The 14,817-nt window shown below is 38.5% G+C and carries 14 protein-coding genes and 1 riboswitch; of the genes, 12 read left to right on the forward strand and 2 right to left on the reverse strand.

Annotation, left to right across the window (positions count from 1 at the left end; genetic code table 11):
• Positions 1 to 81: 81 nt before the first annotated feature.
• The 10 genes from SCI76_RS18665 (at position 82) to SCI76_RS18710 (ending at position 10,387) form a co-directional block, all read left to right on the forward strand.
• Complete coding sequence (locus tag SCI76_RS18665) at positions 82 to 1,230, forward strand: D-alanyl-D-alanine carboxypeptidase family protein (protein ID WP_028411538.1); 1,149 nt, start codon at positions 82 to 84, stop codon at positions 1,228 to 1,230.
• Complete coding sequence (locus SCI76_RS18670; protein WP_013059057.1) at positions 1,223 to 1,822, forward strand: nucleoside recognition domain-containing protein; 600 nt, start codon at positions 1,223 to 1,225, stop codon at positions 1,820 to 1,822. Before SCI76_RS18665 ends, SCI76_RS18670 begins: the two co-directional genes overlap by 8 nt.
• Positions 1,819 to 2,352, forward strand: coding sequence for a spore maturation protein (locus SCI76_RS18675; RefSeq protein WP_013084923.1), 534 nt, complete (start codon positions 1,819 to 1,821; stop codon positions 2,350 to 2,352). The genes SCI76_RS18670 and SCI76_RS18675 overlap by 4 nt, the downstream gene beginning before the upstream one ends.
• Before the next feature lie 86 nt (positions 2,353 to 2,438).
• Positions 2,439 to 3,164, forward strand: a complete 726-nt coding sequence (locus SCI76_RS18680) for a pseudouridine synthase (protein ID WP_028411537.1) — start codon at positions 2,439 to 2,441, stop codon at positions 3,162 to 3,164.
• 198 nt (positions 3,165 to 3,362) lie between these two features.
• Positions 3,363 to 3,884, forward strand: coding sequence for a thiol-disulfide oxidoreductase ResA (resA, locus tag SCI76_RS18685; RefSeq protein ID WP_028411536.1), 522 nt, complete (start codon positions 3,363 to 3,365; stop codon positions 3,882 to 3,884).
• A gap of 12 nt (positions 3,885 to 3,896) precedes the next feature.
• On the forward strand, positions 3,897 to 5,519 hold the full coding sequence (locus tag SCI76_RS18690; RefSeq protein ID WP_063248546.1) for a cytochrome c biogenesis protein ResB: 1,623 nt from the start codon (positions 3,897 to 3,899) through the stop codon (positions 5,517 to 5,519).
• 11 nt (positions 5,520 to 5,530) lie between these two features.
• Entirely contained in the window at positions 5,531 to 6,709 is a 1,179-nt protein-coding gene (gene ccsB, locus SCI76_RS18695; RefSeq protein WP_407544090.1) for a c-type cytochrome biogenesis protein CcsB, read from the forward strand.
• A 328-nt stretch (positions 6,710 to 7,037) separates the two neighbouring features.
• The gene (locus tag SCI76_RS18700; protein WP_013059051.1) at positions 7,038 to 7,754 is read left to right on the forward strand and encodes a response regulator transcription factor; all 717 of its coding nucleotides are present in this window, start codon (positions 7,038 to 7,040) and stop codon (positions 7,752 to 7,754) included.
• On the forward strand, positions 7,754 to 9,526 hold the full coding sequence (locus SCI76_RS18705) for an ATP-binding protein (protein ID WP_033579740.1): 1,773 nt from the start codon (positions 7,754 to 7,756) through the stop codon (positions 9,524 to 9,526). The genes SCI76_RS18700 and SCI76_RS18705 overlap by 1 nt, the downstream gene beginning before the upstream one ends.
• 171 nt (positions 9,527 to 9,697) lie before the next feature.
• Complete coding sequence (locus SCI76_RS18710) at positions 9,698 to 10,387, forward strand: peptidoglycan DD-metalloendopeptidase family protein (protein ID WP_034270932.1); 690 nt, start codon at positions 9,698 to 9,700, stop codon at positions 10,385 to 10,387.
• Positions 10,388 to 10,418: 31 nt separating this feature from the next.
• Here SCI76_RS18710 and serA read toward each other — a convergent pair whose 3' ends face one another.
• Entirely contained in the window at positions 10,419 to 11,993 is a 1,575-nt protein-coding gene (gene serA / locus SCI76_RS18715) for a phosphoglycerate dehydrogenase (RefSeq protein WP_063248548.1), read from the reverse strand.
• A gap of 298 nt (positions 11,994 to 12,291) precedes the next feature.
• A riboswitch (FMN riboswitch) is annotated at positions 12,292 to 12,435 on the forward strand.
• 154 nt (positions 12,436 to 12,589) lie between these two features.
• Here serA and SCI76_RS18720 point away from each other — a divergent pair.
• Positions 12,590 to 13,165: an ECF transporter S component gene (locus SCI76_RS18720; RefSeq protein ID WP_063248549.1), complete on the forward strand. Its 576-nt coding sequence runs from the start codon at positions 12,590 to 12,592 to the stop codon at positions 13,163 to 13,165.
• An 81-nt stretch (positions 13,166 to 13,246) separates the two neighbouring features.
• Here the strand turns inward: SCI76_RS18720 and SCI76_RS18725 are convergent, their stop codons facing one another.
• On the reverse strand, positions 13,247 to 13,495 hold the full coding sequence (locus SCI76_RS18725) for a ferredoxin (protein WP_013059046.1): 249 nt from the start codon (positions 13,493 to 13,495) through the stop codon (positions 13,247 to 13,249).
• A 257-nt stretch (positions 13,496 to 13,752) separates the two neighbouring features.
• Here SCI76_RS18725 and SCI76_RS18730 point away from each other — a divergent pair, with 257 nt between their 5' ends.
• Entirely contained in the window at positions 13,753 to 14,802 is a 1,050-nt protein-coding gene (locus SCI76_RS18730) for a helix-turn-helix domain-containing protein (RefSeq protein WP_048019801.1), read from the forward strand.
• The last annotated feature ends 15 nt before the right edge of the window (positions 14,803 to 14,817 follow it).

The raw sequence follows: 14,817 nt of genomic DNA on the forward strand, positions 1-14,817 counted from the left end.
TTTGTATGGACAAATCTTTTCATTCATAACCAAAAAAGACGAGCATAAACTTGTACAAACAGGTAGAGGGACGGGGATGACATGAAAAGAAGCAAAAAAAGTATCATCTATCTATTTATTGTATTGCTATGTCTCAGCGGTTGGCCTTCCGTATCATCTGCAGCAGGGAGTGTAAGTGCTCATAGTGCTATTTTGATGGAACAGAAGTCAGGAAGAGTGTTATACGCTAAAAATGCAGATCAAGTTAGCCGAATTGCTAGCATCACAAAAATTATGACAGCAATACTGGCGATTGAATCTGGCAAAATAAATAAAAAAGTTACCGTTAGCCACAACGCAGTTGGCGTTGAAGGTTCTTCTGTGTATTTAGTTGAAGGTGAAAAAATAAAATTAAAAGATTTAGTGTATGGCTTGATGCTTCGCTCAGGTAATGATGCTGCTGTAGCTATCGCAGAAGCCGTTGGAGGAAGCGAAGATGGATTTGTTTATTTGATGAATAAAAAAGCAGAAGAAATTGGCATGACGAATACAACATTTCAAAATCCGCATGGATTAGACGATCATGAAAATCATCGCTCAACAGCGCACGATATGGCTCTGCTTATGCGCTATGCAATGAATAATAAAATTTTCAAAGAGATTTCAGGAACAAAAGTCTATCGAATGAAGCACCCTGAAGAGAAATGGGATCGAGTGTGGAAAAACAAAAATAAACTGCTGACAACACTATATGCATACTGTACTGGCGGAAAAACAGGATATACAAAATTAGCAAAACGAACGCTTGTGACAACTGCTACAAAAGATGGAATGGATTTAATCGCCGTAACGATTAATGCGCCAGATGATTGGAACGATCACATTTCCATGTATGAAAATGCATTTGATAAATATGATATGACCAGTTTAGCTGCAAAAGGCGAATTGGCAGATATAAAAGATTCTTTCTATAAAGATCAGTTGTATATTAAACGAAATGTCGTCTATCCTCTTACAAAGAAAGAACAGAGCTCTGTAGAAGTGAAAACAACGTTAATTCAGCCTAAAAAGCAGTGGGAAGAAACAGGGAAAGTTCCCAATGTTGTAGGGAAGCTCGATATTTATAGAAGTGGAGAAACGATTGACAGTGTTCCTATTTATTTCGAAAAGCAGGCCGAGCAGCAAGAAGGTTTCTTTGATCGAGTGAAGCGATTAATGTTTATTCAGTCTGGAGCCAAAACAGATGGTTAATATTATTTGGATGTTGCTGACCATTATCGGAATTGTTTTTGCAATTATAAATGGGAAAATTGGTGATGTAAACAAAGCAATTTTTCAAGGAGCAGGCGAAGCGGTGACCATCAGCATTGGGTTAATCAGCGTGCTGGTCTTTTGGTTAGGTATGATGAATATTGCTCAAAGTGCAGGGCTTCTCGACAAGTTAGCGAAACTATTTCGACCCATTATTACTAGACTTTTCCCTGATGTTCCAAAAGATCATCCGGCCTTAGGATACATATTGTCCAATATGATGGCGAATATGTTTGGGCTGGGGAATGCGGCAACTCCTCTTGGTATTAAAGCGATGGAGCAGCTTAAAAAACTGAACGGCGACAGAGACGAAGCAAGCCGTTCTATGATCACACTTTTAGCACTTAACACAACCAGTTTAACGCTTATACCGACCACAGTTATTGCCATTCGAATTACGTATAACTCGGCTAATCCTACTGAAATTGTGGGTACTACGCTTTTAGCAACTGTTGTAGCTACAATAGGAGCTATCATCATCGATCGCTTCTTTTATTATCGACGTACGCGAAAAGGAGGAAAACGAAAATGACGATGCTTAATCAAGTATCATTGATGTTTATTCCTCTTATCGTAGGATGTATTTTACTTTATGGAACCTACAAAAAAATTCCTACGTATGAAAAGTTTGTAGAGGGAGGGAAAGACGGATTACAAATTGCTTTTTCCATCATTCCTTACTTAGTCGGCATGTTAGTGAGCATCTCTATTTTTCGAGCTTCAGGAGCCCTTGATTTTTTCTTATCTGTTTTAAAACCTATGCTGCAAGCAGTCGGCGTTCCGGCTGAAATTGTACCTTTAGCTCTTATTAAACCGATATCTGGAACGGCTGCTCTTGGTATCACAACGGATCTAATTTCTACATATGGACCTGATTCTTTTATCGGTCGTTTGGCATCGACCATGCAGGGAAGTACAGATACCACGTTTTATATTTTAACGGTTTATTTCGGAGCAGTAGGTATTAAAAAAATGGGAGATGCGCTGAAGGTTGGTTTACTGGCGGATTTGGTAGGGATTATTGCATCAGTTGTGATCGTAATCCTTGTATTTGGCCGGTAAGAAATCGAAAATTCTACCTCTGTGTGGCAAATAGACTTGTGTATTACTTCGTAAACAAGTAAGATGTTACAAGAGGTGAAGTGTTAATGGAACGATTACAAAAAGTGATTGCTCACGCAGGTGTAGCATCAAGACGTAAAGCTGAAGAATTAATCGGCCAAGGCCGAGTGAAAGTAAATGGAAAAGTTGTAAAAGAATTGGGCACGAAAGTAGGTCCTAACGATAAAATTGAAGTAGACGAAGTGCCGGTAGAAAGCGAAGCGCCCGTTTATTTTATGCTATACAAACCAAGAGGCGTGATTTCAGCTGCTAACGACGACAAAGGAAGAAAAACAGTCGTTGACTTCTTTCCGCATGTAGAAGAAAGAATTTACCCGATTGGACGTCTGGACTATGATACGTCGGGTCTACTTCTTTTAACAAATGATGGTGAATTTGCTAATCAGCTAATGCACCCGAAATTTGAAGTGGATAAAGTGTATGTGGCTAAAATTAAAGGAATCCCAAGTCGTGAAAGCATCAGACAGCTGCAGCGCGGAGTGATGCTTGAAGACGGAAAAACAGCACCAGCTCGTGCAAAAGTTCTTTCCATTGATAAAAGCAAGCAGACGGCAATCGTAGAACTGACGATTCACGAAGGGAAAAACCGTCAAGTACGTCGCATGTTCGATGCAATCGGACATTCTGTATTAAAGTTAAAACGTGAGCGCTACGGACCTTTAGACTTACGCGGATTAAATGCAGGAGAAGCACGCGAGCTTACGGCTCATGAAGTCAAACAATTATATTCAATGTCTCAAACAGGTAAGTAATTTTCACTTACCTGTTTTTTTTATGAAAAATGTCGTGAATTAGAAAATCAAGCAAGGTTTTTTGAAAAAATGTCGAACTTGTAGAATGAGAGGAAGACTTCACAGAAACGTCGAAATATTATCGGAAAGCCACTACCAAAAAAATGATATAATGGTAGAAAAAAAGCGTATTGAAAGCGGTTAAAAGGAGTTCGTGCTATGAAAAAAAAGCGCTTGATTATTCGAACAGTTATATTAGCAGTTTTACTGTGCGCGGTTGGATATACCCTTTATGCTCAATTTTTTGCTGATAAACAAAAGGTATCGGTAGGAGATGAGGCACCTGACTTTATATTAAGAGATATTAATGGAGAAACTCATCAGCTATCAGATTACAAAGGCAAAGGAGTTTTTTTGAATTTTTGGGGAACATGGTGCAAGCCCTGTAAACAAGAGATGCCGGCGATGGAAAAGCAGTATGCAGCATATAAAAAGCAAGGCGTTGAAATTTTAGCTGTTAACGTTGCAGAAACGAATATAGCGGTAGAGCAGTTTGCTAAACAGTATGGGCTATCTTTTCCAATTTTGATGGATAAAGATTCACAAGTGTTGGGTGCGTACGGGATAGATCCTCTTCCGACTACGTTTTTAATTGATAAAAACGGAAAGATTGTAGACAGCTTTATTGGCGGATTAGAAGAATCTAAAATAAAAGAATATATGGAAGAAATTAAACCATAGGGAGTGTTGACAATGAAACACGTAAAATGTGAATGTGGACACGTTAACCCGCATGGTACGATTTTGTGTGAAGCCTGTGGTAAACCAATTGCAGAAGAAACAACTGAAAAATTAGTAGATATGCGTTATGAAGGAAGCGCAAGGCGATCGCAAACGTACAATAAAACAGTTATCGATAAAATATGGAATTTTTTCTCTTCTGTAAAGGTAGGCATTTGGATCATTATTGTGACGCTTGTTGCGTCTGCAGTCGGAACCATTTATCCTCAAGAAGCTTACATACCTCCTAATGTGACAGCAGGTGAGTATTATCAAAAGGAATATGGATGGACAGGAGAGCTTTATTATAAGTTAGGTTTTCATCATCTCTATGAATCGTGGTGGTACTTGCTTTTAATTGCTGCTTTAGGAATGTCGTTAGTCATTTGCAGTTTAGATCGAGTAGTGCCTTTGTACCGAGCTCTAAAAAAGCAGAGCGTAACAAAACATCCAAACTTCTTAAAGAGACAGCGTTTATACAGCACTTCATCATCGTGGACGGATCAAGATTATGAACATGTAAAAAGCATGCTGAAAAAAAGAAGATACTCTATTCGCGAAGAAAAGGGCAATCTGCTGGCTGAAAAAGGACGCTTCTCAAGATGGGGTCCATACGTTAATCATATCGGTCTCATTATCTTTTTACTAGGTGCTATGCTTAGATTTGTACCAGGTATGTATATAGATGAAGTTCTTTGGATCCGTGAAGGTGAAACAAAAGTTATTCCTGGGACGAACGGAGAGTATTTTTTGAAAAACCATCGTTTTACTGTGGAAACGTATGATAAAGATAGCGAAAGCGCCGTGTTTCAAGAAGCAATTGATCGTGCAGGGAATAATAAAGTAGCCAAAAAATATGAAGCGGATGTTAGTCTGTATAAGCGCGAAGGAAAGCTTATACCGGGAGCAGATCCAAAGCTAAAAAAAATAAAAGATTCAGAGATTCGTGTGAATCAGCCGCTTAAGTTTGAAGGATATGCCATGTACCAAGTGGACTTCAAGTTAAATGAGTTTAGCTCTATGTCTTTCCATTTAACAGATAAAAATGCAAATGAAAACGTTGGTTCACTTACAGTAGATTTACATAATCCAAAAGCAACATATGATTTAAAAAACGGATATAAAGTCAAGCTCATGAGCTACTTTCCAGACTTTTTCTTTGATGATGAAGGAAACCCAAATACAAAAACAAGAGTGCCTAACAACCCGGCTTTTGTATTTAAAATGATTACGCCTCAGCATAAAAAAGGCGAAGTTGCTTTTGTTGGAATTAGAGAGAACTTGGAACCACTAGGAAATAACGATTATAAAATGACCTTTGCTGGTGTGGAAACGAAAAATGTAACGGGATTAACCGTTCGCAGAGACTATACGCTTTGGTTTTTAGGGATTGGCGGAGCCATCTTTATGATTGGTGTGATTCAAGGGATGTATTGGAATCATCGCCGCATGTGGATTCAAAAAGTCAATAATGAGATATGGTTGGCCGCACATACAAATAAAAACTGGTATGGTCTTAAAAAAGAATTAAATGGTTTATTAGAATCCACATCCCTCACACAGCTGAAGGACCAAAATGATAAAGAAACAAAATAGGAGGAAAAAGCATGGATTACGCGAGTATAAGTAGTAATTTACTGTATGTGGCGTTTATTGCTTATTTAGTTGCAACCTTTTTTTTCGGAGGAGCTATTCGAGATAAGCGAGCAGCTCAAAAGAAAACAAAGTGGGCAACGTTTGGAATTGCGGTTACCATCATCGGTTTTATTGCACAGATTGGCTATTTCATTACAAGATGGATTGCATCAGGCCACGCTCCTGTTAGTAATTTATTTGAATTTACGACGTTTTTTGGCATGATGCTTGTTGGCGCATTTATTGTTATTTACTTTATTTATCGTCTTAGCATGCTTGGACTTTTTGCCTTGCCGGTGGCTCTTTTAATCATTGCTTATGCAAGCATGTTTCCAACTGAAATTACGCCGCTGATACCAGCTCTCCAGACGAATTGGCTGCATATTCACGTTACAACCGCAGCTACGGGTGAAGCCGTGCTTTCCATTAGCTTTGTTGCAGGATTGATTTATTTAATCAAAACAATTGATCAATCCAAGCGAAATAAAAAAGCATTTTGGCTGGAATTCATCCTGTATACGCTTATTAGTACGCTTGGGTTTGTAGAGGTGACGCTGGCTTTTAATGCGGCTCACTACGAGTCATCATTTAATTGGGTTAATAAAAGTGGCGAACAAGAGCAAGTCGTATATCATATGGTTCCGCTAGTTGGGCCTCATCAAAGTGAGTGGACAGACGGGAACGACATACAGCCGCTTGTTGATATGCCGGCTATTATCAATGCTAAAAAATTAAATACGGTTATTTGGTCGTTAGCCGGTGGGTTTGTCTTATATTGGCTGATTCGTCTTATTTTACGGAAGCGAATTGGAGCCGCACTGCAGCCGCTTGTGAAGCAGGTAAACAGCGACTTGCTTGATGAAGTAAGCTACAGAGCAGTGGCGATTGGATTTCCTATTTTTACATTAGGAGCACTTATTTTCGCTATGATTTGGGCTCAGATGGCCTGGACGCGCTTTTGGGGATGGGATCCCAAAGAGGTGTGGGCGCTGATCACCTTTTTATTTTATGCCGCTTTTCTTCATCTTCGGCTGTCTAAAGGGTGGCACGGTGAAAAATCAGCTTGGCTGGCAGTTGGCGGATTTGCCATCATCATGTTCAACTTAGTGGCCGTGAACCTAGTTATTGCAGGTTTACATTCATATGCGTAACCTTTAAAAATAGAATAGAGGTTGAAATAAAGATATTTTAGTTGAAGAAGATCCGAACGATGAGTTGAGATTCTTGATGGAGAATCACATTCGTTCGGATTTTTTTATTTGCATGGTGAACGGAGGCTTCATATATGTAGTTGCTTCTAGCTCCTGTATTTTATTTGTCCATCTGTAGATTGGATGGATTTCGATATGTCTCAACCTCTTTTTTGAGGAAAAAAGCTATTTTTCATAAAGGTGTTCACGAATTGTCACATTGTTTGGGTAACATAAGTAGAACTCGCCGGTTTTTTTTTGTACACTAAGACTAGGAGGTTGAAAATACATGCAAAACGAACAAAGATTACTGCTAGTAGACGATGAAGATCGCATTAGACGATTGTTAAAAATGTACTTAGAAAAAGAAGGATACATCATTGAAGAAGCAGCCGACGGGCATGAAGCAATCGAAAAAGCGTTACACATAGATTATGATTTGATTGTATTAGATTTAATGATGCCTGGCATAGACGGTATTGAGGTCTGTAAACAAATTCGCGAGAAAAAAGCAACTCCTATTATCATGCTTACAGCTAAAGGTGAAGAAGTAAACAGAGTCCAAGGGTTTGAAGTAGGTACAGATGATTACATCGTTAAGCCGTTTAGCCCAAGAGAAGTGGTTCTTCGCGTAAAAGCACTGCTTCGACGTTCTTCTCAAGCAACGTTTATTCAGCCAGAAACGAGCGTGAAAAACCTCATTGTCTTTGATCACTTAACGATTGATAATGATGCACATCGCGTTACAGCAGACGGAAAAGAAGTTAACTTAACTCCAAAAGAATATGAATTATTATGCTACCTTGCAAAAACGCCAGATAAAGTATACGACAGAGAGCAGCTGCTGCGTGAAGTGTGGCATTATGATTTCTTTGGAGATCTTCGTACGGTAGATACGCACGTCAAGCGTTTGCGTGAAAAGTTAAATCGCGTATCGTCACAAGCGGCGAAAATGATCGTAACCGTTTGGGGAGTAGGGTATAAATTTGAGGTTGAAAATAACTGATGTTTTGGAGAAGTGTAGTTGGTAAACTATGGTTTACTATCCTATTGCTCGTTACGCTTGTTTTATTTATTTTGACCATTTTACTGCTTCAGTTTTTTGAAAATTATCATGTTGTAGACGCAGAAAACCGTTTAACTAAAACGGCTGCTAAAATCTCTACCATTGTGCAGGAAACAGAGGATGAAAAGCTAGGACTATCCATTGCTCGTGAACTTGCAGATCAAGCAAGTGTAGTTATTGTTCAAGATAAAGATTTCTATTGGCATTCCACACATCCTGATAAAGAAAATAAGAAAGCTATTTCGGCCATTGTTAAACAAAACGATCAGCTAAATCAAGTGGTTGAAAAAGGTAAAGTAATACGGGAAAAAATGTACATGACCACAAAGAAAGACACGAGTGATGAGCCTTTAATGTTTGTTGTCGGTGTACCTTTAATGAAAGATAATAAACCGACAGGCGGCGTTTATCTGTATCAATCTCTTTCTGAAATTGAAGAGCCCGCTCAATATACGACTAAGTTCATTTTATTGGCTGCAGGTATTGCTATTATTTTAACTACTATCTTTGCTTTTTTCTTATCCACTCGAATTACAGCACCTCTTAGAAAAATGAGGCAGGCGGCATTTGAAGTAACAAAAGGGAATTTTGATACAAAAGTACCTATTTTAACTCACGATGAAATTGGAGAGTTAGCGATTGCTTTTAATCAAATGGGCAGGCAGTTAAAGTTTAATCTCAATGCGCTCAATCAGGAAAAAGAACAGCTTTCAAGTATTTTAAGCAGTATGGCAGACGGTGTTATTACGTTTAGTAGAGACGGATCGATTTTAATTACCAATCCCCCAGCGGAGCATTTTCTTCAGACTTGGTATTACGAGCAGGATGTGAACAACCAGCAGGTGCCTGAGCTTCCAGCAAACGTCGTGCATTTGTTTCAAACGGTAGTAGAGACTGAAACGGAGCGAAGTGCAGAGTTGAAAATTCAAGGGAAAACGTGGGTCATTTTAATGTCACCGCTCTATAATCAAACGAAAATCCGCGGTGCTGTAGCTGTACTGCGAGACATGTCTGAAGAGCGTAAACTTGATAAATCAAGAAAAGATTTTATTGCAAACGTGTCTCATGAATTGCGTACACCTATTTCTATGCTTCAAGGTTATAGTGAAGCTATTATTGACGATATTGCAAGTACGGATGAAGAAAAGAAAGAAATTGCACAGGTGATTTATGATGAATCACTCCGTATGGGCCGGCTTGTAAATGAACTTTTAGATTTAGCGCGAATGGAAGCGGGACATGTGCAGCTTCACTTAGAATCTGTAGCAATGGTTGAATTTACAGAACGTGTTTTGCGCAAGTTTCAAGGGTTAGCTAAAGAAAAACATATTAAACTGTCTCTTAATGGAAAAATAGAAGATGAATTTGAAGCGATGATTGATTCAGACCGTATGGAACAAGTGCTGACAAACTTAATTGATAATGCCATTCGTCATACGGATGACTACGGAGAAGTAAAGCTGCATCTTGATAAAAGTCAATCCGAAATCCATCTTTCTGTTCAAGATACAGGAGCAGGGATTCCAAAAGAAGATCTTCCGTTTGTATTTGAGCGATTTTATAAAGCTGATAAAGCCAGAACGAGAGGAAAGTCAGGAACTGGTCTTGGGCTTGCGATCGCTAAAAATATCGTGGAGGCACATCAAGGGATTATTGCAGTTGAAAGTGAATTAAATGAAGGAACAACTTTCTTTATCAAACTGCCAAAGTAAACACATGCTAAATAACAGTTTGTCTTCGGCTGAAATAATAAGAATAGCAAAGAGATGTGATTCATTGGAGAATCACATCTCTTTATTTTTTCTATAAACAAGTCTAAAAGAGAAGGAATTGGCATATAGTATGTTTTGTGTGCAATGATCTACATAGGAGGTTCTTTCTTCATGATTGACGTGTTAAGAAGAATATTGGTTGTATTAGTGATGGGATTGTGTATAGGTCTTTTATTTTTGGGCGGGCAAATGGTAAAGGCAGAAGAGAAGCAGTGGGAGTGGCCGGTTGAAGGAGTCTTAACTGATATATTTGGTTCTCGTCACGCCAAACACTTTGGAATCGATATAGCAGCACCTGTTGGTACACAGGTGTATGCTGTTGCAAAAGGAGTGGTGAGCCGCTCTTATTATTCAAATACATACGGGCAAGTTGTTTTTATCAAACAAACGAATGGATACGAAACGGTCTATGCTCATCTAGAGAAACGACTTGTTGCAGAAGGAAATTCTGTATCCGCAGGTCAAAACATTGGATGGGTTGGCAATACAGGACGATCTTCAGGTGCACATTTGCATTTTGAAGTTCATCAAGGAAGTTGGAATCCGGATAAAACCAATGCGGTAAACCCACTCGCCAAATTGGACAAGCAAAAACTATCGGCATACGTAAAAAACGATTTAGCTGCCACGGTTTTTCAGCAGTTACATCAGGCTTCTGATAACTGTATTCTTATCCATCAAGGAGATACATTATCTGAACTTGCGGCCAAATATGAAGTCGATGTGGAGCAGCTAAGAAAGTGGAATCATTTAAAGAACACCGCTTTAAATGCAGGACAAGTGTTAAAAATAAGTCCATGAAAAAAGAGCCGCTAAGGCTCTTTTTTCAATGTCACAACTCAATGCGCTGTATGGTCACAATTTCGCTTGTTTGTTTTAATGAAGTGATGACAGAATCATCTAAAAGTTTATCAAACGTGAGCATCATAATGGCTTCTCCGCCTTTTTGCTTACGGCCCACTTGCATGGTAGCAATGTTAATACGTAAATCTCCAAGTACTTTCCCTACATTTCCAATAACTCCGGGCTGATCACTGTGACGGATATAAAGAAGATGTCCTTCCGGATAAAAATCAATATCAAACGAATCAATATTAACAATTCGAGGTCCATATCCTGCTATATAAGTGCCCGTAATGGTAAATGTACGCTGTTCGCCTGTTACTGTAACGTCAATTATATTAGAATATCCTTGCGTATCTTCCGATGTTTTTTCACCAAATGTAATTCCTCGTTCTTTGGCAATCATAGAAGCATTGACTTCGTTAACAGGTGAGTCAATACGATGGGTTAAAAAGCCTGATAACAAGCTCCGTGTAATATAAGTGGTTTCTAAATCCGTCACTGTACCTCCGTAGGAGATCGAGATATGCTGAACGGGTTCTCGCATGCATTGAGATAAAATAGCTCCCATTTGTTTAGTAAGGCTCGTAAACGGCTGAATTTTTTCAAAAACTTCTTTAGAAAGCGTTGGTAAATTAATGGATGAACTTACAGGATTACCTTCTAGAAAACGCAGAACGTCATGTGCCACGTCTTCAGCAACGTTAAGCTGGGCTTCTTTTGTAGAAGCTCCTAAATGGGGAGTTGTAATAACTTGATCAAAATGTAACAAAGGGTTATCAATCGGCGGTTCAACTTCAAATACGTCAATAGCTGCACCTTGAACATGGCCAATTTCTAAATAATGAACTAAGGCTTTTTCATCAATGATCCCGCCGCGTGCGCAGTTTAATAAAAATACACCCTTCTTTGTTTTTGCTAATGTTTCATGATTGAGCAATCCCTTGGTTTCTTTCGTAAGCGGAGTGTGTACGGTAATTACATCCGCTGCTGCTAGTAATTCATCCAGGGATAATAGTTCTACGCCTAGCTTTTCAGCTCGGGAAGAGGTTAAAAAAGGATCGTAAACGTGAACGCTCATGTTGAAGGCTTTTGCCCGTTTAGCAAGCTCTGAGCCAATTCGTCCAAATCCGATAATGCCCAGGTGTTTGCGATTAAGCTCTGTTCCAACAAATGCTGAGCGGTTCCATTCGCGCGCTTTGACTGAAGCATTTCCTTGGGTGATATGCCGAAACAAGCTAGCCATCATAGCAAATGTATGTTCCGCCGTTGAAATGGTATTTCCGTTCGGCGCGTTAATAACGACAACCCCTCGTTTGGTTGAGGCTTCAATATCAATATTATCGACACCTACTCCAGCGCGAGCAACAATTTTTAAATTCGGCATTTTTGCCAGCAAATCCTCTGTAACCGTCGTAGCACTCCGTACTAAAAGCGCATCGTACGTATGCAAATCATTCTCAACTTCTTCAACTTTTTTTCGCGTAAGATTCACATGAGGAGCTTCAAGTAGTGGAGCAAGACCTTCATTGCTAATTGAATCAGCTACTAATACGTTATACATGACGTGAACATCTCCCTTGGATTTTACTATCACCAAATATTTGATAATTTACCATGTTAAAAAAATTCTGTCAATTATATTTTTTAAACTTTACAATTAGTTATCAAATACACAATTGTAAACGTAAAATTGAAACTATAAATATGTCATAATGCTGTTGGTTATGCACTTATTTCCTTATTTTACATATAAAACAGTAATGAAGTTTATAAAAGACATCAATTTAATAGGAATTAAAAAACTTCTTTATTTACTTTTAATTCGAGATAACATATAATAAATTCATAATTAAATATTGGTCTATCTTCGGGGCAGGGTGAAATTCCCGACCGGCGGTAAAAAAACAAATTGTTTTGAGCCCGCGAGCTTATATGTAATACATACGAGCAGATTTGGTGAAATTCCAAAGCCGACAGTACAGTCTGGATGGGAGAAGGTGGAGGTTCAGCGTTCAAAACCTAATGTGATGAACGTTTATTAAATATGCCTGCCATGTCTCCTCTCAACGAATCATTTGTTGGGAGGTTTTTGCGTGGGGATATGAAGTTGAACCTTTCTTCTTTGAAGAGTGGATCACAAAGAAGGAGAGAGGCAAGATGCAACAAAGTAAGAAAACTCAAAAGCTGGTTATACTAGGAATGTTAAGCAGTATTGCTTACATTTTAATGATGATTAATTTTCCGATTCCTGGATTACCCCCGTTTTTAACAATTGATTTTAGCGAAATTCCTGCACTCGTAGCAGCACTTGTATTTGGACCTATGGCTGCTGTTATAGTAGAAGGAATAAAAAATTTATTGAATTATTTAATTCAAGGAAGTGCTACAGGGGTTCCGGTTGGTCAAGTGGCGAACTTTGTAGCTGGTTTACTGTTCATTCTTCCTGTATCATATATGTTCCGTCGATTTAAAACACCCAAAGGCGTAACGATAGGTTTGGTTACGGGTACGGTTGTAATGACGGTACTCATGGCTGTCTTAAATTATTATGTCTTTTTACCGGCGTATACAATCTTCTTACAATCGCCAGAAATGTCTAGTGAACAAGCGCGTCAATATATCGTTGCAGGTATTTTGCCGTTTAACTTAATAAAAGGAGCAGCAACAGGGGTTATTTTTGTCTTATTGTTTTCAAAAATGAAGCAATGGATCACGCGCCGCGTTGCTGTTTAATTCAATCGCTCTCCCGGGGAGAGCGATTTTTATATATAAAAAAACCTGCAGCATGTACTATACTACAGGTTTGTTCAATACTTATTCGAATTTATTAGCATCGCCTTCGAATTTTTCATCCGCTACGCGAATTGAATCCGTAGGGCAGCCTTCCATTGCATCCATCATATCATCTTCTAGATCTTCTGGAATTTCTACTACACCTTGGTTATCATCTAATGTTACGAATGCAATACCTTCATCATCATAATCATAAATGTCTGGTGCTGCTGCTCCGCAAGCGCCGCATGCGATGCAAGTATCTTTATCAACAATTGTATATTTTGGCATAACAAGACCTCCTGTAAAGTGTTCGAAAATTTCTTATTATATAATCTCTTCGCGAATCAAGAGTGAAATTTCTCCTTATTCATTGTAAAATGATTTATAAAACTTTTCAATAGAAAAGTCACTGAGAATGCTTATCAAATCAAGGTTTCTTCACTTATCCAAACGTTTTGATACATAAAGGAAAGAGCTAAAAAGCCTTTATCTCACATGCTATTGGTCACTTTTGGTACAATGAATGAGAAAGGAAGTTGACACCTTTGAATTATATTCAAGTTAGCATTTTATTTTGTATAAAACAGTTAAAAGGTGAGCGAACCGCCTATGGTATTTATCATTTATTAACAGGTAAAAAGTCAGCGCAAACAATTCAAGACGGAAAAATTTTTGGAATCTCTTTTCTTTTTCAGTCATTTCTTTACTTAGATAAACGGTCTTTTGAAACCTGCGTTGCATATTTAAAAGAACAGCAGTATATCGAAGAAACTGAAAATCAAAAGTATGTGATGACAGATAAGGGACGAACACGCCTTGAAGATGAACTGACGGCTCGGCCCTTTCATCCAGCTTTAGACGGATGGAAATTCGCAAGCAGTACTCAGTTATTTTTAGCAAGAATCACTTTGTTCATTCAGACCTTATCCAACCTACAGTATTTTCAAAAAGGGTTTTTACCCATCTCCAAAAATCCTGAGGTCATTCAATGGGTCAAAACGTATATTATGTCTCAAAAGCAAACGCGTCAAGAGTTAGCCGCCGAGCTATTCAAAGAGCTCCGAACGTGCTTGAAAGATTGTACGGAACGGGATGCGTCTCTTTTTGTTTTGCAACTGACTGGATACGAAAGAGTAGGCTTTACAAAAAATCAGTTAGCATATCAATATGAACTCGATGAGCATTATGTGCATATTCAACTTTTAGGGGTTATTCATCATATCATTGAAAAAGTGAGTCAAAATAATGAAAGCTTTCATGTACTTTCTTCTTTTTTGCATGATCTATATTTAGAATTGCCTTTGACAAGCTCGACGTTAAAAACGTATAGCTGGCTTCAAAAAGGAAAGGCGCTTGAAGAAATTGCTTATATAAGGCGTTTAAAAGAAAGTACAATTGAAGATCATATTGCAGAATTAGCTCTGTTTGTTCCATCTTTTTCAATCGATGCATACGTATCGCCTAAGCAGCAGGAAGAAATTATCTCGGCTTTTGAAAGTTTGCGTACAAATAAATTAAAGGCGATAAAGGAAGAAGTAAAAGACGACGTTACCTATTTTCAGATTCGTCTCGTATTAGCAAAACATTTTACCTGATACTAAAAAAAGTGG

The sequence above is a fragment of the Priestia sp. HNGD-A6 genome, from assembly GCF_045784335.1.
GTDB lineage: Bacteria > Bacillota > Bacilli > Bacillales > Bacillaceae_H > Priestia > Priestia zanthoxyli.

Bases quoted from the DNA above. Each gene is read 5' to 3' on its own strand.
- SCI76_RS18665 (WP_028411538.1), top strand. From the start codon at position 82: ATGAAAAGAAGCAAAAAAAGTATCATCTATCTATTTATTGTATTGCTA.
- SCI76_RS18670 (WP_013059057.1), top strand. From the start codon at position 1,223: ATGGTTAATATTATTTGGATGTTGCTGACCATTATCGGAATTGTTTTT.
- SCI76_RS18675 (WP_013084923.1), top strand. From the start codon at position 1,819: ATGACGATGCTTAATCAAGTATCATTGATGTTTATTCCTCTTATCGTA.
- SCI76_RS18680 (WP_028411537.1), top strand. From the start codon at position 2,439: ATGGAACGATTACAAAAAGTGATTGCTCACGCAGGTGTAGCATCAAGA.
- resA (WP_028411536.1), top strand. From the start codon at position 3,363: ATGAAAAAAAAGCGCTTGATTATTCGAACAGTTATATTAGCAGTTTTA.
- SCI76_RS18690 (WP_063248546.1), top strand. From the start codon at position 3,897: ATGAAACACGTAAAATGTGAATGTGGACACGTTAACCCGCATGGTACG.
- ccsB (WP_407544090.1), top strand. From the start codon at position 5,531: ATGGATTACGCGAGTATAAGTAGTAATTTACTGTATGTGGCGTTTATT.
- SCI76_RS18700 (WP_013059051.1), top strand. From the start codon at position 7,038: ATGCAAAACGAACAAAGATTACTGCTAGTAGACGATGAAGATCGCATT.
- SCI76_RS18705 (WP_033579740.1), top strand. From the start codon at position 7,754: ATGTTTTGGAGAAGTGTAGTTGGTAAACTATGGTTTACTATCCTATTG.
- SCI76_RS18710 (WP_034270932.1), top strand. From the start codon at position 9,698: ATGATTGACGTGTTAAGAAGAATATTGGTTGTATTAGTGATGGGATTG.
- serA (WP_063248548.1), bottom strand. From the start codon at position 11,993: ATGTATAACGTATTAGTAGCTGATTCAATTAGCAATGAAGGTCTTGCT.
- SCI76_RS18720 (WP_063248549.1), top strand. From the start codon at position 12,590: ATGCAACAAAGTAAGAAAACTCAAAAGCTGGTTATACTAGGAATGTTA.
- SCI76_RS18725 (WP_013059046.1), bottom strand. From the start codon at position 13,495: ATGCCAAAATATACAATTGTTGATAAAGATACTTGCATCGCATGCGGC.